Origin of the sequence: Brevibacillus brevis NBRC 100599 (assembly GCF_000010165.1) — a bacterium.
Classification (GTDB): Bacteria; Bacillota; Bacilli; order Brevibacillales; family Brevibacillaceae; genus Brevibacillus; species Brevibacillus brevis_D.
Genome location: NC_012491.1, coordinates 5352038 through 5374487, shown reverse-complemented (window position 1 = coordinate 5374487; position 22450 = coordinate 5352038). Strand labels below are relative to the sequence as shown.

The 22450-nt window shown below is 47.2% G+C and carries 29 protein-coding genes; 23 read left to right on the top strand and 6 right to left on the bottom strand.

Going from position 1 to position 22450, the window contains the following annotated elements; translation table 11 throughout:
- Positions 1–188 precede the first annotated feature (188 nt).
- The 22 genes from BBR47_RS25540 (at position 189) to BBR47_RS25440 (ending at position 14938) form a co-directional block, all read left to right on the top strand.
- Positions 189–527, top strand: a complete 339-nt coding sequence (locus BBR47_RS25540) for a sigma factor-like helix-turn-helix DNA-binding protein (protein ID WP_041749652.1) — start codon at positions 189–191, stop codon at positions 525–527.
- Positions 473–700, top strand: coding sequence for a hypothetical protein (locus BBR47_RS25535; protein WP_041749651.1), 228 nt, complete (start codon positions 473–475; stop codon positions 698–700). The genes BBR47_RS25540 and BBR47_RS25535 overlap by 55 nt, the downstream gene beginning before the upstream one ends.
- Positions 697–891 carry a hypothetical protein gene (locus BBR47_RS25530; protein WP_015893333.1) on the top strand — a complete coding sequence of 65 codons (195 nt, stop codon included), beginning with the start codon at positions 697–699 and terminating at the stop codon, positions 889–891. Before BBR47_RS25535 ends, BBR47_RS25530 begins: the two co-directional genes overlap by 4 nt.
- 257 nt (positions 892–1148) lie before the next feature.
- Positions 1149–1802 (top strand): hypothetical protein, encoded by a 654-nt coding sequence (locus BBR47_RS25525; protein WP_041749650.1) that lies wholly within the window; start codon positions 1149–1151, stop codon positions 1800–1802.
- A gap of 368 nt (positions 1803–2170) precedes the next feature.
- Complete coding sequence (locus BBR47_RS25520; RefSeq protein WP_231850521.1) at positions 2171–2668, top strand: hypothetical protein; 498 nt, start codon at positions 2171–2173, stop codon at positions 2666–2668.
- Positions 2668–2859: a hypothetical protein gene (locus tag BBR47_RS25515; RefSeq protein WP_015893329.1), complete on the top strand. Its 192-nt coding sequence runs from the start codon at positions 2668–2670 to the stop codon at positions 2857–2859. The genes BBR47_RS25520 and BBR47_RS25515 overlap by 1 nt, the downstream gene beginning before the upstream one ends.
- Positions 2860–2861: 2 nt before the next feature.
- Entirely contained in the window at positions 2862–4199 is a 1338-nt protein-coding gene (locus BBR47_RS25510; RefSeq protein ID WP_015893328.1) for a phage tail sheath subtilisin-like domain-containing protein, read from the top strand.
- Entirely contained in the window at positions 4200–4652 is a 453-nt protein-coding gene (locus BBR47_RS25505; protein ID WP_015893327.1) for a hypothetical protein, read from the top strand.
- Between the two features lie 14 nt (positions 4653–4666).
- Complete coding sequence (locus BBR47_RS25500) at positions 4667–5053, top strand: phage tail assembly chaperone (RefSeq protein WP_015893326.1); 387 nt, start codon at positions 4667–4669, stop codon at positions 5051–5053.
- Between the two features lie 227 nt (positions 5054–5280).
- Positions 5281–7503 carry a hypothetical protein gene (locus tag BBR47_RS25495; RefSeq protein WP_015893325.1) on the top strand — a complete coding sequence of 741 codons (2223 nt, stop codon included), beginning with the start codon at positions 5281–5283 and terminating at the stop codon, positions 7501–7503.
- Positions 7500–8090: a hypothetical protein gene (locus BBR47_RS25490; protein ID WP_015893324.1), complete on the top strand. Its 591-nt coding sequence runs from the start codon at positions 7500–7502 to the stop codon at positions 8088–8090. The genes BBR47_RS25495 and BBR47_RS25490 overlap by 4 nt, the downstream gene beginning before the upstream one ends.
- 15 nt (positions 8091–8105) lie before the next feature.
- Positions 8106–9059: an XkdQ/YqbQ family protein gene (locus BBR47_RS25485; RefSeq protein ID WP_015893323.1), complete on the top strand. Its 954-nt coding sequence runs from the start codon at positions 8106–8108 to the stop codon at positions 9057–9059.
- A gap of 3 nt (positions 9060–9062) precedes the next feature.
- Positions 9063–9311 carry a hypothetical protein gene (locus tag BBR47_RS25480; RefSeq protein ID WP_015893322.1) on the top strand — a complete coding sequence of 83 codons (249 nt, stop codon included), beginning with the start codon at positions 9063–9065 and terminating at the stop codon, positions 9309–9311.
- On the top strand, positions 9311–9745 hold the full coding sequence (locus tag BBR47_RS25475; protein ID WP_015893321.1) for a DUF2634 domain-containing protein: 435 nt from the start codon (positions 9311–9313) through the stop codon (positions 9743–9745). The genes BBR47_RS25480 and BBR47_RS25475 overlap by 1 nt, the downstream gene beginning before the upstream one ends.
- Positions 9733–10548, top strand: a complete 816-nt coding sequence (locus BBR47_RS25470; RefSeq protein ID WP_015893320.1) for a baseplate J/gp47 family protein — start codon at positions 9733–9735, stop codon at positions 10546–10548. The genes BBR47_RS25475 and BBR47_RS25470 overlap by 13 nt, the downstream gene beginning before the upstream one ends.
- Entirely contained in the window at positions 10545–11096 is a 552-nt protein-coding gene (locus BBR47_RS25465) for a DUF2313 domain-containing protein (RefSeq protein ID WP_015893319.1), read from the top strand. Before BBR47_RS25470 ends, BBR47_RS25465 begins: the two co-directional genes overlap by 4 nt.
- Positions 11090–11389 (top strand): hypothetical protein, encoded by a 300-nt coding sequence (locus BBR47_RS25460; RefSeq protein ID WP_015893318.1) that lies wholly within the window; start codon positions 11090–11092, stop codon positions 11387–11389. The genes BBR47_RS25465 and BBR47_RS25460 overlap by 7 nt, the downstream gene beginning before the upstream one ends.
- Before the next feature lies 1 nt (position 11390).
- A complete protein-coding gene (locus tag BBR47_RS31440; protein WP_015893317.1) occupies positions 11391–13013 on the top strand; it encodes a hypothetical protein in 1623 nt (540 codons plus the stop codon).
- Positions 13014–13031: 18 nt separating this feature from the next.
- Positions 13032–13379: a hypothetical protein gene (locus tag BBR47_RS25450; RefSeq protein WP_015893316.1), complete on the top strand. Its 348-nt coding sequence runs from the start codon at positions 13032–13034 to the stop codon at positions 13377–13379.
- A 1-nt stretch (position 13380) separates the two neighbouring features.
- Positions 13381–13518 carry an XkdX family protein gene (locus BBR47_RS30640; protein WP_081437276.1) on the top strand — a complete coding sequence of 46 codons (138 nt, stop codon included), beginning with the start codon at positions 13381–13383 and terminating at the stop codon, positions 13516–13518.
- Positions 13519–13639: 121 nt separating this feature from the next.
- A complete protein-coding gene (locus BBR47_RS25445; RefSeq protein WP_015893315.1) occupies positions 13640–14095 on the top strand; it encodes a phage holin family protein in 456 nt (151 codons plus the stop codon).
- 6 nt (positions 14096–14101) lie between these two features.
- A complete protein-coding gene (locus tag BBR47_RS25440; protein WP_015893314.1) occupies positions 14102–14938 on the top strand; it encodes an N-acetylmuramoyl-L-alanine amidase in 837 nt (278 codons plus the stop codon).
- 45 nt (positions 14939–14983) lie between these two features.
- Here the strand turns inward: BBR47_RS25440 and BBR47_RS25435 are convergent, their stop codons facing one another.
- Positions 14984–15487, bottom strand: a complete 504-nt coding sequence (locus BBR47_RS25435) for a S4 domain-containing protein (RefSeq protein ID WP_015893313.1) — start codon at positions 15485–15487, stop codon at positions 14984–14986.
- A gap of 489 nt (positions 15488–15976) precedes the next feature.
- Between BBR47_RS25435 and BBR47_RS25430 the strand changes: the two genes are divergently transcribed.
- The gene (locus tag BBR47_RS25430) at positions 15977–17119 is read left to right on the top strand and encodes a sensor histidine kinase (RefSeq protein ID WP_015893312.1); all 1143 of its coding nucleotides are present in this window, start codon (positions 15977–15979) and stop codon (positions 17117–17119) included.
- A gap of 93 nt (positions 17120–17212) precedes the next feature.
- On the opposite strand, the gene BBR47_RS25425 is transcribed toward BBR47_RS25430, so the two are convergent.
- From BBR47_RS25425 to BBR47_RS25405, 5 genes are all read right to left on the bottom strand, one after another.
- The gene (locus BBR47_RS25425; RefSeq protein ID WP_015893311.1) at positions 17213–18253 is read right to left on the bottom strand and encodes an acyltransferase family protein; all 1041 of its coding nucleotides are present in this window, start codon (positions 18251–18253) and stop codon (positions 17213–17215) included.
- Positions 18254–18442: 189 nt separating this feature from the next.
- Positions 18443–18751, bottom strand: coding sequence for a hypothetical protein (locus BBR47_RS25420; protein WP_015893310.1), 309 nt, complete (start codon positions 18749–18751; stop codon positions 18443–18445).
- 84 nt (positions 18752–18835) lie between these two features.
- Positions 18836–19042, bottom strand: coding sequence for a cold-shock protein (locus tag BBR47_RS30635; RefSeq protein ID WP_015893309.1), 207 nt, complete (start codon positions 19040–19042; stop codon positions 18836–18838).
- Positions 19043–19193: 151 nt separating this feature from the next.
- Positions 19194–22082, bottom strand: coding sequence for an ATP-binding protein (locus BBR47_RS25410; RefSeq protein ID WP_015893308.1), 2889 nt, complete (start codon positions 22080–22082; stop codon positions 19194–19196).
- Positions 22079–22441: a response regulator transcription factor gene (locus tag BBR47_RS25405; protein WP_015893307.1), complete on the bottom strand. Its 363-nt coding sequence runs from the start codon at positions 22439–22441 to the stop codon at positions 22079–22081. The genes BBR47_RS25410 and BBR47_RS25405 overlap by 4 nt, the downstream gene beginning before the upstream one ends.
- Positions 22442–22450 lie beyond the last annotated feature (9 nt).

The window sequence follows — 22450 nt, the reverse complement described above, 5'->3', positions numbered from 1 at the left end:
CCACTGGGGATCGTGTTTTTTGACGTTTTATTTAGAATTTATGCAGAAGTTTAATCGGAGAAATCATCTCCAAAAATCTGGTAGAAAGAACTTGAACTTATTACCATAGTATGAGATACTTGTACTACAAAGAGAACGAGTGTTCCTATTTTCGGTTGGATGTTCGAAAAAGACAGAAGGTGAAGCATATGACAGATGAGCAGTTAAAAGAGCATTGCAGAAAGGTGCTCAAGAGGATTGCTTGGCGATTGCAATACGCCGCCAAGAAGCGTTTGTGCAGGGAGACGGTGATTAAAGAAGGGATGCGGGGAACGGAAACGATCGAAGACAATCTGTCCGACCTGTATGTTCAGGAGGTGTTGATGCAGCTCCCAGAAAAAGCCCGGATCATTATCAAGCATGTCGTTATTCAAGGAATGACAGAAGAACAGGTAGCCCAAAAACTGAATATGACCAGACAAGGAGTGAGTAAATGCAAAAACAAATATTTGCGCCAATTGGCCGAGAAGCTGACTCGTTCAGCTTGACCCTCCAAAAAGCACAGTTAGGGGATAATCGGGCCGTACTGACGATCCTCGACTTTTTGCTTCCTGACATGGAGTACCTTGCTTCCTTTATCAAACTACCTCGCGAAGAGAGCATGCAAGAAATGAAAACGGCGATGCTCGAGGCGATCCGCAGTGGAGAAGTGATGCTATGATGACGATTGATTACGTTCAGGTTCTCGCGGTTGTCGTGTGCTTCCTTGCTCTAATCGTCACGTTTAAGCAGGTGGATTTGCAGATTCGGATCAATAATCTGTTCAATCTGCAATTAAAGGCAAACAAAGAGAAAAAGAAAGAGCAGCAGGAAAAAAAGGAGACCCCGACTGACGATCGGAATCCCCATTAATTGCTTGGGGCAAAGAATACAACTGGTGAGTATCCTCTTTGCCCCCTTTCATTATACAAGAAAATGACCATGCAAAGGAGATACGTACGAAATGATAGAAGCAGCATTAATCGGAGCAGTTGTTTTATTGGTCGGAGTCATTATCGGACAGATCGGTTTGTCTCAAAGATTAAGAAAAGACGCAAGACTCAACGAAAACCGATAAGCAATAAGCAATCATACGGACTTCATATATATGACCGAGGGGGAATAGTACCTTGATCAGCAAAGATGTTTTCATGGAAGCAGTATGCGAGGTGTGTCCGGCAACGTGCTGGGGAAAGAAATCACATTGCCAGGTTCATGATAAGCACGTAGGAAAAATCGATTCTTGCCCGGAGTGGGACAAGTACATGCGGGATCAAGAGACAAAAGGGCAGCAAAAGACAGTATCCACAAGAAAAGAAGGTTTTGCCAGGACGAGCGAGCAAGCACCCATCGTAGATTTTTTACAAAAGGCGGAGGAAGAAATTCGCGACTACAATTACATGCAGATCGAGATTGTGCGCATCCAGCGTTTTTTGCGTGAAGCAGGGGAAGGAATGGTCGCACAGTACGGACTGGATGCAGGGATGCCGAAAGGAAAAGGCAGCAATGGTGATAAGACGCACGCAGAGGTTGTACGCCGGGAGCGGAAATGGAAGAGGCTACAAAATTTGCAGGATAAAATCGAGCGGATCAACAAAGCGGTTGAGACGATTCCAGGAGAGCAGGAACGGTTGGTAGTCGAAGCTTTGCTGGATGGCGACAAGAACAATCTGATTGCCAAAGAAATCGGTGTGTCCCGACAGCGGTATTATGAAATCAAGCGCAGTGCCGTGATGAAGATGGCATGGGCGATGTATGGCGATCAGGTACAGCAGACTGGATGATGAAAAACAAAGCCCGGCTTAATAGATGAAGCTGTCTGATGATGACAGCTTCTTTTTATTTTCACAAGCATGTTGAGGCTGACAAAGGTTGACACTTCCTGACACATCGGGTCATTTTCCCGGTTTTTCCTTCAAATCGGTTATACTTGAGTCAAGCGAAACAAGTAAGAGAGATACGAGCCATCCGATGAAGCTGTCGGGTGGCTTTTTATGTACGCCGACGACTCAAATGTCCGGCGAGCGGGGAAAACGGCAATTGACGCCACACGATGTTGCGAGTCAAAGCCAAAGGCACTCGCTCCCTGCTCGGCGGGTATTTGCCGTGGATACCTTGCCAAATGAAGTGAAATAGTGGGGGGAAGAGACATGTGACGAAGACAGATGAGAATACCGCAAGTATGGGAGGTGGAAGCTGGATGGATCGTGAGCTAGCTGTTCTCAGTGAACTGGTGAAGGAAGCGTATCCTGAGCTGTCTACTGTTGTGAATGTGGACGATTGGATGGCGCAGCGATTCCAACCGCCTATCGCGTTTCTTTTGACGCAAGGGGTTCGTGAAGAAGGAAGAAGCCTCACTTCCTATCAGGTGGTCTCAGAAGCAGCCATCGTCCTCCACTATCCAAAGGTAGCGGGCGTCTACCAGCCGCTTTCAGCCGAACCGCTGCGTGAGCTTCTTCGCCAAAGGCAGTTCACTTATCAAGGCAAGACGTCTGGATTGTCCATCGAGATCGACAGCTCCACCTTGCGTATTTGGCGGGATAAAAAGGACCGGACGGAAATCGCGTTCCAGTTCACCTACAACGTGGCGGTGCAGAGAGCAGTCACAGAAAAAATCAACGAATTTGATGTAGAGGGGGTCCGATCATAGTGGCACGAAAAGAACAACAAGCACAGGCCCCAGAGCTTGTGCAAACCAAACATGAGTGGATCAAGAGCGCCGCTTACCTTGGAGCCGAACGGTTCGAGGTAGCAGGTGCTCTTTTTTCTGAAGCAGATGATCAACCACTGGCAGAAGGACAAGTGAAGAGCCGACTGACCAAATACAAAGGCGGGGTGTAAGCATGACCATTCAACGTGAACGTCCGGGTGTAACGGTCGAACTGATCGCAAAAGCAAAAGAACGTGTAGTACCGAAGAGCGGTGTCGTACTGGTACCGTATCAAGCGGAGTGGGGTGCGCCAGATGAGCTGGTCAAGCTGGGGAGCTTTGAGGAGCGAATTGCCCAGACATTTGGCAAGGTCGATACCGTGGAGCTGGCAGCAGAAGGCGGGGCGACGATTCTCGCGTACCGCATGACGAATGGCACAGCCACAAAAGCAGCGTATGAGCAAGCCGATGCAATCAGAGTCGAGGCTCTGTATCCGGGTTTGGTAGGTAACGAGCTGAAGGTTACGATCACGGTCTCGACGTCCGAGCCAGGTAAAAAAGAACTTCAGGTAACAGGCCCGCTGCAAACGGAGAAGTTTTCGTTTGCGGATGCGAATGAGCTGGCAGCAAAAACGAGCCAATCCAACTATGTGCGTGTGAAAAAGCTGGGTGAGACTGCCGTTACAATCGTGCCGGAAACAGCGCTAACAGGAGCGAAAAGTGGCACGGTAGCGCTTGCCTCAGCTGACTCTACCAAGCTGTTCATGGCTGTGTCCGGAGCTGATTTTGACGCGATGTATCTGCCTTTTGACGATTCGGCTGTACAAGCGGCAGCAAAGCAATTCATGAGCGATCGTCGCACACAAAACAAGAAGCTCAGCACGCTGGTAATCGGTGGAAAAGCGGCGGACGACGAGAACATGGCGAAGCACATCGAGCGCTCAGTGGCGCAAAATGCCCGTTTTGTCGTGAACAGTGCTATCGCTGGTCAACACAACAACGGAAAAGTATACGGCAGCCTGGAGTGGGCCGCATGGGTGGCGGGTATGATCGCCGCGACACCTGCGCATGAATCGCTGACGGCCGTCGTCGTTCCATTGAAAAAAGCGCTCAAGGATTGGGGCCACACGGATATTTTGAGTGCGCTCGGTTCTGGAACGCTGATCGCAACTCGCGACGGAGACGTGTACATCATCGAGAGCGCCGTCAATACGCTGGCTGTTCTGGGTACGCATGAGCGCGAGGACTACGGCAAAATCCGTGTCAGCATGACGCTGGATCAGATCGTCAACGACATCAGCCAAGTCGGCAAGAAATACAAAGGCAAGCTCGGCAACAACGATTTGGGCGGCGCGGTGTTTGTCTCTGCCGTCAACGCGTACATGACCGTCCGCGAGCAGCAGGGCGCGATTGATACGGGCTGGACATTTACGGATAAAAAGAATGGCATCGGGGATCGCCGTGGCTTCCTCTTGTCTGCGAAGCCGCTTGATGCCATCGAATACTTTGACATTGACTGGGAGGTGCTGTAATTGGCTATTGCACGCGATATTAAACTCAAAAACTGCCAGATTTACGATGAAAACGGAGACCCGATCTTCGGTACCTTGGAAGGCAAAATGGTTCTCAAGGTAGAGTATGGCGACACGAATCGCCTGCAAAAAGGAAAAATCCAAACCGTCAACGACTGGCATGTAGAAGTGACATTGAAAATTACCGCAACCAACGCTGCGCTAAAATACTACTGCGTCGATCAATTGACGCAAGGCAAGACCCCTGTCCTCCCATTCCTGATCGGCGAGACGCTGGACAAGGAAGCCGGCAACTCCGAACGCGTCCGCATTTCCAATATCGTGCTGAACCCAGACGAGATTACGCTGTGGGAAGCCAAAGCAGACGGCAACGATCACGCGACCTACGATCTAAAAGGGATTTCCATCGAGAAGCCGGACTACCTAGATGAATTGCCAATCTACACCGAATAGGAGAGTGCTTGAATATGAACAAAAACAAACTCGAGAAATTTTTGGCCAAGGCTAATGAACAAACTCCGCGAAAAGAAATCACCGTCACCATTGATGGTGACGAGTGGAAGGTACGCCAACTGAATTTGTCCGAGCTGCGCGATTGCGAACGCATGGCTGACAAGGGAGAGAAAACGGATTGGTTCCTGTACAACGATGCTCGTTTGGTGAAGGCCACGGAGCACGAATTCCCTTGGAATCAGGAAGAGCTCAAGAAAGCGTACAAGGTTGGCACCAAGTATGAGCTCGTCGAGAAAATTTTCCGCGACAACCCAGAAGGCTACACCAAGCTACTCAATGCAGTCCGTGAAGTCAATGCGACCCAAACGGAAGAAGAAGCCATTGAAGAAGCAAAAAACTAATCCGATCTGACGGCGAGGCCTGGCATATTTGCCGTGCTTTTCTAAAAGGCAGGGGCCGCCCGTCGGATCTACTCGAGTACGAAGTCGATTTGTACAAGCAGAAGCTGTTTATTTTTGCTTGTCAGATGATTGAGGCAGAGGATGAGGAAAGGGCTGGGGGATAGGTCTCCCGGCTTTTTTCGGGTTCTGCTGGGTGTAGACATCTGGGAGGACAAGGAGGTGAAAGAATGGCAGGAACAATGATGGGAGCGCTTGATTTAGTAGGTAAATATGACGATTTCGCAAAAGGACTCCTGGGCTCACTAACTCCCATGATCGAAAAGGCTGTTGGAACAACGCTGAGTTCGGTTGCCCAAGAAGCTCAGGCGACAGAAAGAGAACGCACACTTTTTGAAGCTGGTGGCAAAAGTAAGGAGCAACTCCTGAAGATAGAAGAGACTTCCATAACCATACGTGAGCTCAACCCTGATATAAAGAAAGATCAAGCATACAGCCTCATGGCCAAAGCTGAACTTGTGCATGCATCCAATGGTTTAAAGTATGCAGAAAAAGCAAGCATGCTGAAATACACGACGCGGTTTACGGAAGATGACATCATGAAAATGATGAGCTCCATTGAGATTTCTACGGGTAATGAAAGTACCGTTAGGCAGTCAAATGCCGTTCAGTATTTAAGCAACAAGGGAGGGGGAGCCGCGACTGGAAAATTTGTGGAGTCTCTGGCTCACTTCAACCTACAGAATGGCAATTTGCTGAATACGCCTGAAAAAATGGCCGCTACCTTTGTCTCTATAGGGAACCTTTTGAATGATTTTAAAACGTATGGTGCGTTGTATGAGAATGCAATGAAGATGTCGGGTAATGGTGATCTCGCCGCAATCCTTGAGAAGCATTACAAGGCTCAAAATAAGAAGGATGCAAAGGCCAAGGCCGCCCAAGATATAGCAACGCTGAATCGAAGTCTCGCAACAGGGGAGAAAGAAACAATAAATATCGCCCTCGGGAAACTCCTGATGACTTTTTCTAGCATCAAGGATCAAACGTTACAACAACGTGCATTCGATACTTTGACAGGCGATGCCGGAGATGACATGGCGAAGGGTCTGCGAGAAGTAAATGATACGGCAACAGGGGATTTTGTGCCGGAAATGGGGAAAGAGAGCGCATATAAAGTCGGGAATGAAGCGGTGAATGCGCATCAACTGTCTGCTCAGAACGATGCTTATTATAAAACTGGGCAGGCACAAGCGATGGCGAGAAACGAGGCCATGGAGATCGCGACTCTGTACGCAGAACAAATGTCTGAGATAAATACAGGGATTTCGAAAGCAGCTGAAGGAGTAATGGGCTCGTTTAACTCTTTGAACGAGTCGATAAAAAGTACTACGATTTTTGTCGGAGGAGTACTAATCCTTGGCAGTGCTCTGTACCATATAATATCTCAACTGAGAAAAATCAAAGATCTTCGGACAACCAAAGAAAAGTTTCCTCAAGAAGAGACTGGCGGAAAAGACTGCTGCTGTTGCTGCGATGGCACACAAAGTCCTTCTTCTAAAAAGAAATCAAAGAAAAAAAATTCTCCGGATCGCCCTCCAACAGGAGAAAAATCTGCTTCGAATAGTGGTGGTCCTCAAGGACAAGCGGGGAAAACAACGAGCAGAGGTCAAAACAATGCCCCAACAACTTCTACGGCAGGAAAAAAACAACCGGACGCTGGTGGCGGTAATCCGCAAAAAGAAGCAGAGAAAACAGACGGCAAAAACAAAAATCAAAACAGTGCGCCAACTACCTCCTCTGCTGCAGGAAATCAACCCGGACCAGATAGTGGCGGCAATCATGCTGAGACTGGTAAAGCTGCCAGCGGTGGCTGGAAAAAAATGCTGAAAGGAGGACTCAGAAGGGTTCCTCTTCTTGGAACTTTACTAGGCGTCACAGCTATTGCAGGTTCAGCGAACAAGCTGGATACTGCAGCACAAGTGGGGGCAGAAGCACTTGGTGGCTGGGGAGGGGCAGCAGCGGGAGCGGCTACTGGAGCAGTTATTGGTTCGGTGTTACCTGGGATTGGTACAGCAATCGGGGGGATAGTTGGTGGTCTTATTGGTGGCATGGGTGGATCAACTGCAGGTGGTGCCCTCTATGATGGGATCAAGTCGTGGTGGCAGAACAAGACTCCTGAGGCATCTGCGGGAGCTGCAGCTATGAAACCAGCAATTCAAGCAGGTCCTGCTGCTCCGAATCATTCGCCTGTTGGTAACTCACCTGGGAATCCGCAGCCTGTCTCCATTGCTATTCCGCAAGTTTCGATTCCACTGCACGTACAAGGCGTACTGCAAGATATCCCAACCATGTTAAAAATGCTCAGCGATCCATCTGTTGCGCAGAGAATCAAGGACATCATCGAGCGCTCCCTGCTGGATGCAATAGAGACGAGGGGAGGAGTAACGAAATGATCCGTCTACAGGGAAAATATAGGCTGACGTTTCCGGTTACACCTGCGGAAATCCAGTTTCGTGGCTACGGCAACGACATCGAAAGCTCGACATCGATTACGTTATTGTCCGGCAATCGCATCTCTTCCAGACGTCCAAAGTCCATCTCTTTTGACTTCATCTTACCCGGAGACAGTACGGCCCCCTATGTCGAGGTACAGGGCTATCAGGGGCCTAGGCAATGGCTTGCTGGATTGGATCGCTTAACGGGCTCTGAAGCACTTTTGACTATAGACGAGCTTGATTTGGCGTGGAATGTGCTCATCGGGCCATGCGACGGAAAATTCCAAGGAAAAAACGTCGATTTTCATGGCTCGATTGAGCTACCGTTGTTTGTCAAAGATGAATTCATTACGTGGAGCAATCAGACGCAGCTTTTATCCCCGGGTGCGGTCATTACGCGACAGCAGCCAGCTCGTCCGAACACGAGCGGAAAGGTAGCAAAGAAGACGCAGAAGAAGCGAGCGGCCCCACGGATAGACAGTAAAAGGTTGGAAGACAGGAAAAGAGAGATTCACGAAAAGCTAGAAAGAGAAAATAGAATGTAACGGAGGGCAGACGAAATGAAAGTCATTTACGGAAAAGAACAGACCCGCTATGACCTGACCCCAGCCGTTACCGAGCTTTCCTGGTCCTCTGCCAGGGGACAAATCGCCCAAAATTGTGATGTGAAAATCAAGGGAGGCCCGCCGCTGCAAACGGCGGGTTTTTTGATGCTCTTTGCAGGTGCGGAGTTAAAAGAATCCCAGCAGCTTTTTCATGGCCCGCTCGTTCGTTTTGACAGGGATGATCGGACAGGCGATTTATCTGCAACAGCATACGAGCTTGGCTGGTATTTGCAAAAAAACGAAGTCTCCAGGCTCAAGCTAGATGGAGATGCAGGGACAGAGCTTGCACGAATTATCAAGTCGGCAGGTATCTATTTTAGCTGCCCGGCATTCGGTTTTACGGTCAAGGAGAGGATCTCGTCCCAATCGTATACGTCTCTCTTTACATCACTGACAGAGCAGGCGTACGAAAAGACAGGCATCCGCTATTTTGTACAATACCAGCGAGACAAGCTGACGGTACTGCCCGAGGGGAAAAACAGCATCATCCCGATGTTCAAGGCGAGCTTGCTCACAAGCAGTTCGACGGGTGAGAGCATCGAGGAGGTTTACACCGTCGTGACAGCAGAGCGCTACCGGGATGATCGGGTCGTGAGCAGTGCAACGAAATCTAACGATAGCCTGGTCAAACAAATCGGACGCATGCAAAAAGTCATCGATGCAGGCGAGGACAAAAACGTGGCTGGATTGGCAGCCAAGCAGCTTGCAGAGTTGTCCAAAATCCCCAAGACACGCTCCATTTCGGTCAAGCACGAGGATGAAAATGCTGCGAGACTTCGCGCAGGCTGGCTAATCAAAATCATGGAAAAGGACAATAAATCCATCACCGATTGGATCGTCACCAGCTGCCAGGCGCGTTGGCGTGGCGGTCAATACACAATGGATCTTCAATTGGAAAGGAGGACGTAAGGGATGCATTCAGTTATCGCAAAACTGCGAGGGCATGCGCAGGACGGCATCGAGAATACGCAAGGGGAATTCGGCAAGCTTTTGTCGCTCTCGCCTTTGTCTGTAAAGCTGGATGAGGATCCGACACCCTTGGAGTCGTATGAGCTGTCTGTACTGCGTTCTGCCCGATTGTTGCAAGAAGATGTGGGTAAAAAAGTAGCTCTGTTGCGATGCAACAACGAGCAATACCTCCTGCTCGGGGTGGTGGAATGATGTTTCCGCAGTTGCAAGGGACAGATGAGATATTCGCGCAAGGAACCGAGTTGCCCATTCCGTGGACATATCGGTTCGATTGGGAAACGAAGCAGCTAAGGCAGGGACCAGATGGCAGATATTTGCGCACTACGACTTACGTAGAGTACTTGGAGGAGACGGTGAAAAAGATCCTCCATACACGGCGGTTCCGTTATGCGATCTACTCGGAGCGGTATGGCGTGGATTTTTTGTCCGACAAGGGGCGAATGCGGTCTGCATTGTCCTTGCCTGTGATTAAGGCACAAGTGCAAGAAGCGCTGGAAGCGCACAGTGAGATTGAACGCGCGGAGGTGCTTGATATCCGCTTTGAGGGGAATCGGGTTATTTTGTATGTGGAGATTGCTGGGATACGTGGTTCGACGAGAATGGAGGTGGATGCATGGCAACGTTAGAGAAGCCGGAAATGCCGATACTTCGGGAGACGGCTGACCAGATTTATCAGAGAATAGCAAATCGGATGGCGGTCATTGCCAAAGAGCGTGGTGAAACTCCACCTGCGACAGAAGAGGGTGAACTGTTTTACGATTTGCTTTATCCATTAGCAGAAGAGATTAGTGATCAGCAGCAGTTATTTGAATATGGCTTTTTACAGCGATTTCTGCCATGGGCTGAAGGGGAATATCTTGACGCAAATGGAGTCTTCTTCGGACTCGGAAGACATAAAGACGAAGCTGACATTTCCTACAAGCAAAGGTTGATAGATAGAGCACGCACAGAAGACGGGGACGGTCGGCGCGCTGACTACGAACGGTGGGCACGGAACACTGAGGGGGTTGGAGGGGCTGTAGCTGTTGAGAAAGCGCGTCACGACAATTCGATTGATGTATATATTACGAACCTAAGTGGTCAGCCGGCGGCTGCAGAGCTAGTTCAGCAAGTACGAACAAAACTAGAAGACAATCGGAAGGCGCTTCACGATCTAAACGTCTTTCCTGCGAAGGTGTTCCCTATCTCTATTTCAGTACGCCTTGTTGTACAGCCAGAAGTGGAGGTTGCGAAAGTGAAGGAGCAAATCACAACACTAATTAAAGCATATCTCAAAGGGCGTTCCCTTATCGTGTATCAACAGTTAGGGGCCCTCTTTTTCGTGGATGGAGTAAGTGATTTTACTGAATACACATTAAACGGTGAAAAGGCAAACCTAACCGTACCAGCGGATTCTGTGTCTACACTGTCATTGGTGGTATCTGTATGATTCCAGAAAGATACCGAAGCATGTTACCGCAGCAGTGGTATGAGAATAAAGTCGCTGAACTTCATTTTGAGGGTGCAATCAGCGCATTAGACGCCCATTCTCAAAAACGTTCAGACGTTGAGCAACAGTTTTTACCCCTGACAGCAACCTGGGGGTTAGATGTATGGGATTGGATTTATTTCGGGAACAAGCAACTGATGCTTGTTGATGATCGGAGAAAGAACATTCAAAGGAAACACTGGGGTAGACTCCCATTTACGATGCCAGTACTTCGGTCATTAGGACAAACAGTTGGTGATTTAATTTCAGTAACAGAAGACTTTTCGAAAAAGGAAATTGAATTTGAATTTTCGCTTCAGCTACCGATTGATTTGATCATGCTTCACGATATGTTTGAACAGATGCGCCCAGTTCATGTTAACAGAGAGAGAATCGTCATAAGACGAAGTGGACATCTAGAGTTCAAAATAGGAACCTATCAGACTTACGAGAGTATCACTCAAGATTGTGGGGCTTTTTATGCGGGAGGTGAGAACGATTTATGTTAACAGATTACGCACTCAAGCAACAAACGAATGCCTTGGAATCGATTTTCCATCAAGCAGAGGTCGAAATCGATGGTAACTTGTTCCCAGCCACCCTTGAAAAGACACGTCAGGGTCCGAGCAAAATAACGATTCTCGTTCGGATTCAGGCAAAACAAGCAGGTCTTATCACGAAGCGTATAGTAAAGGATGTTAAAGGCGAGGTGGTTTGGCAGGATAACGTAAACATTACAAAACCGGAGAGGGAAATAGCTATCAGTATTCCCATAGAAGTAAACTGGAAGGTAGGTGGATAGGATGGTTTATAACAAGCAACAACATGTTAATCGATTGGTTGATCGTCCGAACACATACACGATTACACAAAACACGGATGGTACTGCCAAGATTCTTCCCGCCTGGAAGCAAATAGCAGGTACGCCAGTAGATGAAGTTCGCCTTAACTACATGGAGGATGGCATCGAAAGTGCTCATAAAAGTTTAGATGAGAAAGTAAATGCGATCCGACCTGTTTTTTATGGGTATCCATCTATTAAAGCATTTGCACCTGATGATCATGTGTTTTTGCAATTTTATCCAGACAAAGACAATCCATCAAAGAGAGAGGCTCATATAGGTTTTCCAAATAACTCAACGATTGATTTCACACTGGCAAACGAAAAAGTTGATGGCGGCATCAATCTCCTAACCAATGGTGCTGGCAAGGTATTGGTTAACAATCAACAAGTATTTCATCAAGGCAATCCGGAGATTCAAAACAATCCAAACCTATTGAAAAACTCTACAGGTCGTTTTGGACTTTTAGGTTGGTCTGATCAAAGCGGGAAAAAGATTTCTGTGGTTAAAGGAAGTGAGGGCGAAGGGGATTACTTCGCAACAAGAGTTGGCGCCGCTGCTAACGAGCGACCCTATTTGAGCAGCGACTTTATTGATATGAATGAAAATACTCAGCTTTCATTGTCAGGAGAAATGCAGACAATCGGCATAACTTCTGGCGCAATTTATTTAGAAGTACAGTATTACAAGACCGATGGCACACTCATTAATAGTAAGAATGTAACAGCGCAAAACGGTAGAAAGTGGTCATTTTATTTCTTTACAGCAACAACGCCACCGCTTACTGCAAAGGTAAAAGTACTTCTCGCCATTAACCCAAGTACAACGCTTACAAATGCTGCATGGCGCAAAATCAAGCTAGAAGCAGGGACAAAACCGACCCCATATAGTGTTGAGGGTGACCTTGGATTCGTCTTGGCGCCAGAAGTGAACCTTACGAATGGAACGAAAATCTCGGAAACAGTTAATCAACGTACGGCGCTCTATGCCCATTCAAATAGATTTGATGTTTTATCACAGAATGGTTCGAATCAGATCCTATCAGCTAACGCAGGAGATCGCTCGTTCAAATTCCTGAATAGCGAAGTAATGAGAGCAGATAACATGGCGGCGCATTTGGCATCTGATTCCTTACATGGGTTTATGAGTAGCGCCGATAAACAGAAACTAGATACTATTTCATCGTATGCCAATTATTTTCACAACTCAATCCAATGGGATTTGACACCGAAAAACGGATGGTCTACTGCCAATACAAATGAACCGGCGAGTGCTGGGTTGATCGCAGACAATGAAGACAATTCTGGAATTGTTATATTGATGGGCGAGCTTACTTTAGCCAGTACGCCTCAACAAGGCAGTCTTATGGCTACTCTGATGCTTATGCACCGTCCAAGGTACTTTACGGAAGTGCCCGTTGTAATTACTTCATTGAGCGCGAAGGAAAAATTGTACCAAGGGTATATTTTTATCGACCACTACACGGGTGACATACAACTATTTTATAACTCCAATAATCCTCCACCACTAGGTGGGATAAGGGTTATCTTTACTGGTGCAAGCTTCCGAGCCAAAAAAACATAACGAGGAGAGATAAATCGTATGTCTCAAATCCAAGCATACAGAATCGATGTAAATGGTTTTTTCGTAGAACCAGTACTGATCAGTGCAGATTTACCACCTGAACAGATTCCGGAAGACATTGTGAAAGAAAGGCCAACTGACGGACTCTTTAAAGCAAAATGGACGGGGGAGCAGTGGGAAGAGGGTCTAACTAATCAAGAAATAGGTAAGATCAAGAACTGGCAACGGCCACAGTCTGAGCCAGAAATCACGGGACGACAATTGGTAGAAAAAGAATTGCAAATTCTGCAATTACAGAACGAAAACAAGGTTCTCGGGCAATCCATCGTTAACCTTGAATTAAGACTATCCCAAGGAGGCTTGTAGTATGACAGACTATCAAAAGTGGCAGTATTACTATACTTGTGGTTGGGCAACCACTGATCAGCTTAAACAGATAGTTTCCTTCGGAAAGATCACCGTAGAAGAGTTTAAAACCATTACTGGACAATCATACAAGGCCTAAGCACTCTTTTTACATGAAAGGGCGCTTTTTCTTTGTTATGACACTCTTGTTCACGAAAATAATAAAAGGCTTCGTTCTAAGCGGGGCCTTTTTTGCTATGTAAGCGAAAGGAGGAGACACCATGAAACCCCTACACAGCCTAGACACCATCGCAACCCCAGCAAACGCCTGGGCGACCACAGCAGGTGCAATCGTGTCGCCCGCCTTTCATTATCTATACGGCACCAACCGCCAAGACATCCTCATCGTCCTCTTCTTCCTAATCGCCCTCGACTGGATCACCGGCATCTCCGCCGCCAAAAAAGACCAATCCTACTCCTCCGACTACGGCCTGTCCCGAATCCCCCGCACCTTATTCCTCATGGCCCTACCAGCCGTAGCCAATCTCCTAGACCGCGTCATGGGCACCCCAGGCTTCTTATTCTACGGCGTCACCTTCGGCCTCATCTACCACACGTGGACAAGCCTGACCGCCAATGCCCACCGCGCAGGCTGGCCGATGCCCAAATCCGTCGAGAAATTAGTCAGCGCCGAAATCAAGGCAAAGGCAGAGCGTGCCAAACGAAAGGAGTCCTAGTAAACAATGAATATCACCGAGATGCTTCTGACCAACGTAAATTCCCGTCCCAAAAAGAAGATCGTCCCAAAAGGAGTCGTCATCCACTGGACGGCCAACGAACGCAGCGGGGCGAATGCCACCGCAAACCGAAACTACTTCAACAAACCAACGACAGTAGCGAGCGCACACTACATCGTGGACGACAAGCAAATCATTCGCTGCCTGCCGGAGGACGAGATGGGCTACCACGTCGGGGCGCAGACTTATTCACAGGCCGCCTTGAACAAATTGAGCAACTATCCGAATAACTGCACGATTGGGATTGAAATGTGCGTCAATGCAGATGGAAGCTTTGCGAAAATGTACGAGCAAACAGTGGCGCTGACCGCGGATATCTTGAAGCGACATGGCTGGGGAGTCGAGCACCTGTGGCGTCATTACGACATTACGGGAAAAAACTGCCCAGCCTTTTTTGTCGTCAATACGACCGCACAAACCTATACAGGAATGCCAGCGAAGGACGCATGGACAAAGTTTCAACAGGATGTCCACAGGTTTCTCACAGCTTATCCACAAAAACCACAGCCTGATGTGGATAAGTGCGACGTTGAACTGACACTTACTTCTACAGGCAAACTAATCGATGATGTATCCTATGTACCCATTCGTATGATTGCCGAGGCAGTTGGTGGAGCAGTGGAATGGGAGCCTTCCACGCAAAAAGTGACCGTGAACGGACAGGAAGTCTCCTATGTAAACGACCAGGGAACTGCTTTTGCGAAAACAAGAGAGCTTGCCGCCTTACTTGGTTTGCAAGTGGAGTGGGACGAGCCGCGAAAAGCAGTCGTATTGAAGAAATAAAAGAAAAGCCGCAGATTCCGTCTGCGACTTTTCCCATACATACTTTTACCCAATCCGAATCTGGATGATATCCGCTGCACTCAAGACAACACTTGGCTTCGTCTCCTGCTCATTTAGGAGAATTTGCCCGTCCTTGATCTTGCGGGCAATCTGGCTGCGGCTCCAGCCTTCTATCTGTTCGGACAGCAGCTTGTCGAGGCGGAAGCGGGCCTCTGTACTCTCTATACGAATCGTCACTTCCTGAACGCCCTTTTCCTGGTATTCAAGCAAAGGGAGAATAGGGAGCGGCGCGATCTCTTCACCAAACTCCGTATCTGGCACCTCCCGATGATCTGTAAAGGCTTTGTAGATGGCCAGCTTTTCGTTCCATGTATGATTTTTTTCGCATTTATAGATAGCGAAGCGATAGATGTTTTTGCCGTTAGCGTTGTGGCGGCGGATGTTGGTATCGAAAAAGAGAACGGTTCGCCCGCAATTGCTGCAATATCGCCGTACTGGCTGATTTTCATGATTTTCACGTAATACCCACGTATGCTCGATGGTATGCATGGTCCTTCACCTCGTATAAAAAGTGAAAGGAACGCACCTGCTATTTGGATGTCCTGTAGGGCAGGCCTGTTTTTGAACACAAAAAAACGGAGATTCCCCATAGCGAACCTCCGTTAGGATATACACCTACAGATTTCGTTACGTTCCTTTGTAATGGGAAAAAAGGGCAGACTGCACCTGTGCGAAAAACCGGTTGTTTTCCGAAGGGCAAGCTATCCAGTTTTTTAGGCCATTACAAAGTAGTTGTTGGCATACGTAGTTACCGTACCTTTCCATCCAAATAGACGTGACACCAATATACCAGATAATGGGTCAGTTTCCAAGGGGGATTGTATTGTTGACGACAGGAGGACGAGTGGTTTTGACAAGTAGCTCCTTTCCCCTTACTATTCTTTTTTGTTAAAGTAGTAAAAATATTTAGTTAATTAATGATAATGATAGTATAATGGGCTGGAAGGTGAGTTTGCCTATAATTCGGAGTGGGGATAGATGCCGATGGATGACTTGGCAGTATATTTGGACGAGCACGAGGCAGCGATCGTAAAAGAATTCAAGCGACGAATTGCCGTTTCGGACAGTGATCAATACAAGGGGTTGATCCATCTGAATGGCCAAGCACTGTATCGTATGGTTATTGAATATTTTCGTTCGGAAATCACTCTTGAGGATATTAAAGAATTGGCTTACAAGGTCGCATATGAACGAAACCGGGCAGAGACCAACATTGGCGATTTTGTTTCCAACGTGTGCATGGGCCGGGAATTGGTTATCGATCTTCTCCAAAAAGGTCCGTTTACGCCTGCCACTTTAATGCCTGCCCTATTGAAAATAAACGAATGCTTTGATGTCTTTTTGGTACATGCTGTTTTCAAATACACCGACCTCAAAGACAACGATTTGGAAGAGAAAAAGCTATTTATCGAGCGTTCTCACAAAGACAGGCTCACGATTCTAGGGCAGATGGCATCCAGCTTCGTCCATGAATTCCGGAATCCACTTACTTCCATTATGGGATTCTCGCGTTTATTAAAAGAAGATTACCCGAACCTCCCTTACGTAGAGATTATTGAAAATGAGCTACGGCAATTGAATTACCGGGTTTCACAGTTTTTGCTGGTCTCGAAAAAGGGAGCGGTCTATAAGCAAATGGAGGTTTTTAGCGTTTGGGAGTTGTTTGATGAGATTCTTTCCTTCCTCTATCCGAATATCGTTGACGTGAATGTGGATATCCAATGCAGTATCGATCCTACCTTCCAACTAAAAGGCTACAAGGATGAGATGAAGCAGGTGTTTATCAATATCATTTCCAATGCGCTGGATGCGTTACATAAAAAAACAGGCGATAAGGAGATCGTCATCGAGGTGTCCCAAAAGCTCGACAGCTCCTTGATTACCGTTTCCAACAATGGATCGCCAATACCACCTGACCTGCTCTCGGTTATTTTTGAGCCGTTTTTCACGACGAAGGAGCTCGGTACTGGAATTGGCTTATACGTTTGCAAAGAAATCATTGAGCGGCATGGAGGAACGATTACGTGCGAATCTACTGATCTGCAAACGAAGTTTTCCATGCAATTCAAGCCCTGCGACACGTGTACAACTGGCTCGATGTCGATGAGCCATCATATCTAGCGGTAAAAAAAAACGACCTATTCCTGAAGGCACGCTCGAGAACAGACGTGCAGCATGAATAGGTCATTTTTTTGTGAAAAAAGACGTGACTGTTTATTTGTTAGCGTGAAGCGGCCTACGTGTTTGTCGTATGGTTTTGGAGATACGCTCCAGTTTGTTTACCATCCAGACCAGCATAAGCGCCATCAGACAACTACACCCGATAATCAGGAGTAAGTACAGCAGCGAGTACAACGTGTTTTCAAACAGCCAAGCGACCTCGCCGTATTTCGCAAACAAATAATCTTTGAACATGATCAAAAAAGCAGAGTGAAACAAGAAAATAAAATACGTCAGCCCTTTTCGAAACTTGATGTGCAAACGATCGACGCGTTCCAAAAAGAAGACCATGAGCACGAGAAACGACAAAAGCGTGGCGAAGACAAAAGTCAAATGCACAGCCACATACAGCTTGTTTGAGATAACAAAAAACAGCGCAGCCGCAGTGGAAACACCCGTCATCAGCGTCAGGATTGAGCGGTTGTTTCGCAAAAAGGAAAGGATCGATTCACGGTACCAATACAACACGTGCCCCATGTATAGGGTAAAAATCCAGCTCGGAAGCATATGACGCGTGGTGAGCCCGAACCAGCCCTGATGGATGAAGTTGATGTAGATGTACTGAATACCGAGCAGAATCCAAATGACAACCAAAATATTGCGCTTTGTGATCACACGACGAAACAGATAGGCAAAAACGTAATACTGACAAATCATAAACACAAAGTACAGATGGTCACCCGTTTTGCCTAAAACAATGTTCGTAAAGTCTTGGGCAGTATGAGGCATCCCTTTTTTCAACAAGTAATGGTACAGGACACCAGATACTAAATAAGGGACAAAAATATACAGAAGCTTCCCTGAAAAAAACTCGCGAGCAGAAGGGCTCTTGGCTTCAAAAGAATAAGCAGTCAAATAACCGGTGGCGATCGTCAACAGGACAGTGCCATAACGACTGATCTGATTGAGGGCCACGATCCAGAACGGATCTGTAAACGAAAGTGCAGAAGCCGTGAAATGACCGACTACAACGAGAAAACTTGAGAAGAGCTGGATGTAAAACAGAGATTTCAAGATTTTTGAATCTGTATACATTTCGATATTCTCCATTTCATCGTTTGTCGGCTGACGTTGTCGCTCAAACAATAAACTGTGAATGGTTTTATGATATTAAAGTTTTCTTTGATTCGTATTTGGACAGGAGAGGGGGATTCCGGAAAAAATTAAAAAGAAAGAAAGCCACACCCGCGCGTGTAGCTTTCGCACGAGAATGGCTTTCATACATTATTTCGGATTCTTGTTCTTTTCATCGATGGTCTCACTGACCACAAACGCCAAATCGTCATTGCCAAACAGTGACAATACGCCGAGGAGAGTCGCATCAGGAATGTCCTCAGCTTCTTCTTTGGGAACGGTATTGTCCAGCATTTGAGCGAGTAACGTATTTTCCCCTTGAGCGGGATAAGCGCGGCGGTATAATTCGCGTGCATCGAGACCGTGATTCACACACCATTGGGCAAAAACGAGAATCATCATGCCTTCATCGCGCTGGTAGGCTTGAATCACTTGATCTTCCATCTCTTTTTGGTTCATGGGCATACTCCTCTAACATTCGTACGTCATGAGCCTATTGTAGAGAAGAGGAAGAATACTCGCAAGAAAAAAGAAAAGAAGGACTCAAGAGTTACGTTTGTTGCTGTGATTGGTTATGACCGGTAGCATGCGCGTGTCTTTTACCATTCGGGCATGGCAAAAAGGGCAGCTCGGGCTCTTATCAAAGGAAAAGTTATCTCTCATCCAGCACGTACAGCCCTCGTTACTGCACGTCCATACATCTGTTTCCTCTTCTTCGATTGGAACGACTGCTTTTTTTGAGAAATACACATGAACTCCTCCTTTGCAGGGCAAAAGTGCACAAAGTAACCTCTATTAATGTGTGATGGAAAGCTCATGAATATACCAAGATTTTCTTTGGTAGTAGGTAAAAAAAGAGGCCGCGCTTTCATCGACGCAGCCTCTTTTGTCCATTCCATCTTTACTGTTCGTCGGGAATGAAGATCTGTCCCGTTGCTTCATGATTCGTGATGGCCAGCAAAATCGCTTTTGACAAGGTATCTGGATGATAAGGCTTGATCAAATAGCCGGTTGCCCCCAGATCAAATGCCTTTTTCTTTTCCTCAAAAGCACTGGAGATCACTATCGGAATAGTTCGTAAATCCGGGTTGTTGCGTATCTCCTCAATGACCTTCCAACCACTTTCGCCGTCCTTCAAGTTAAGGTCAAGCACGACAGCATCCGGTCGCAGCTCCTCGATTGCTGCTACTGCCTCATACGCCGTAGAGAAGGAATTGACGCTGAATCCAGAGCATGTTAACTCATGACGCAGTAGCTCGGTTAAGTTCAAATCGTCCTCGACGATCACAACGTTTCCTTTGCATTGACCAGTTGGAGAAATAGCTTCCTCACTTCCCGCTGGATAGCCAGGGGACAAATCGTGCTCAGCCAGTGGAAGAGTAACCGTAAATGTACTACCCTTGCCCGATTCGGAAATAACGGAAACTTCTCCATGATGCATATGGACAATTTCCTGAACAATGGCAAGACCCAATCCTGTACCGCCGATCTCGCGACGATCCGAGTTATCTACGCGATAAAATTTGGTAAACAGGTGAGGGATGGCTTCGGAAGGAATGCCTAGCCCTTCATCCTGGACCTCCACGAGCAAGCGATTGCCATCTTGTCGACAACCCACCCGGACATGACCACCATGCGGGGAGTATTTGACGGCATTACTGATCAGATTCAAAAATACTTGATGCAACTTGGCTTGGTCTCCAGAAACAACGGTTTTCTCCGTTTGCAAATCGAGTTCAAACCGATGGAGAGGGGACTGTACTCGATGAAGTTCGAAAATATCCCGAATCACTTGATCAATGGCAACATTCTCTAGCTCATAAGTCTGTCTGCCGGATTCCATGCGTTGCAAATCCAAGAAATCGTTGATTAGTGCAGTCAGGCGAGTAGCTTCTTGATAAATGGTCGCTATGTACCGCTGTTGACGTTCGGGCTTGAGCTTTTTCGTTAACAGCAGCTCCGCAAAACCAAGTACGCTGGCGAGAGGAGTACGCAGCTCATGGCTGACCGTACTGACGAATTCCGATTTCATTTGGTCGATCTCGTATTCCTTGGTGAAGTCACGGTAAACGAGCAAGGTACTCCATTTCTCTTGGTTCCGGTACAATGGCTCTGCATAGAGCTGAATATAGCGTATTTGCGGTCCAGTCATCTCAAACACAATACTGCCTGAAGGAATGGCACCTTCGTCTAAAACAACAGATCTGACATACTGAATCAGCCGATCAGGCTCAGAGGTTCGACTCTGTAGATGGGAAAGGAACTGTTCCAAGTCAAATCCTTGCGAAGCGAGCTGATGGTCGTAACACAAGAGCTCACAAAAATTCCAGTTCACCTGAAGTGTTTCTCCACTCAAATCTATAAGCTGAATGCCTTCTTGAACAGAATCGAGCATATCCTGCGTCATTTTACGCTGTCGCTCTGTCTCCTCATACATCTCGAGCTTGTCGAGTGCCAAGGAAATCTGCTTAGCGATGCCGATGATGACTCGTAGCTCCTGATTCGTGAATTTTCGACCGATACGGGAGCAGATGATACAGGCAACAATTGTCTGCTGAGCATCTAGCACTGGGAGGTAAAGCTCAAATGTTTGTGACTTTTCCTCTGTGTAGCCGCGCTCAGCGTCAGTGCTTTCACGCATCAGGACATATGGCAGGCCCGTTTCCCTGATTCGCACGAAGGGACCATCATCCAATCCTTTGCGCAATTGCTCCAAACCGTTCTGCGAAACACCAAAGCTAGCTGCGTCCCTGTCAGTGTTCAACATGACGATAACACCTTTATCGGCATCCATGACTTCAGTTATATTGCGAATGATACTGGACAATAGCTCGCTTTTATCCAACGTATTCGACAAAGAGAGGATGAAACGGTTTTTCTTTTCCAAATACCGTTCGTTTTCCTCCATCTTGCCCAATGCTTCTTGTAACTCTTCTTGCTGCATCATCAGTTCATCCTGCTGGGCTTGCAGCTCTTCGTTTTGCGCCATGAGCACTTCTTCTTTGGCTTGAATTTGCCTGATCAAATAGTCGAGGGAGCGGGAGAGCCTACCGATTTCGTCAATCCTGTTCAAATCCTGCAAAAGAGGTGTACGGCCATTAGCAAACTGTTCAGCATTTTGGGATAGACGAACCAACGGCCTGCCGATATCCCGCGTAGTTTGAATGGTGACTATTACCATGATCACCAGCACCATCAGAGAGTACACGAGAAACCAGGTGCTTATCTGTGACATCTCTTCGAACAGTAGTTGGTTTTTCGTATATAAAAGCTGATCGTGCTCTTCCTGATACCGCCCGGCGTATGTAAGCAGGTTGTTCACTTCCTGATTCACGCCACTGGCCGAAGCTTTTCGCAGGGATTCAAAGTCTCCGTTCTTTGCATAACTCGAAAAAGTAGGAAACACATTGGCAAAAAAGTTCGTGAAGAAAGATTCGATCGAAGCGACAAGCGTTTGCTCCTCATCATTGAGCGGAAGCTTCTTAAATTTTTCCAACGCCTGTTCCAGCTTCTTTTTCTCAAGAAATAGCTCATTGTACTCAGATGGGCTCAAGAAAGCGTAATAACCCCTTGCGCGAAAAAAGATCTGGTTCGTGTGCTCAGCGATGTCTGCGACCAAATTTTGTTTTTCCTTGGTATTGTATATCTCTGTCTGATAATGGGTTAATGCGTTGCTATTCAAATTTTGAACGATGCCAGCGCCCGCAATCAGAAGTGACAGAAAAAGAAGCATCATCGCTATGAAGCGACGTGTGATGCTTTTTCTGATAAACGCCCAGAACCCCGTCATGCGAGCATTTCCTCCACTTTCCGGACGAGATCCATCGGGCTAAAGGGCTTCGGCATGAAGTCATCAGCACCAGCTTCACGCATTTTCTCCTGTTCGGCATGTTGACTTTTTGCCGAGAGGATCAGGACCTTGACTGCCTTTTTATCGTCCATCTGTTTGAGCTGCTGCAATACTTCAAAGCCTGTCAGCTTTGGCATCATATAATCTAGAATAATCAAGTCGTACTCATTTTGACCGATTTTTTGCAGGGCTTCCTCTCCATCACAAGCGATATCGAGCTCGTGTCCCTCGTCTTCGAGCGTGTCGCCAATCAACATGCGCAACACGGCTTCGTCTTCGGCCAGCATAATGGTTGCCATCTTGCTACC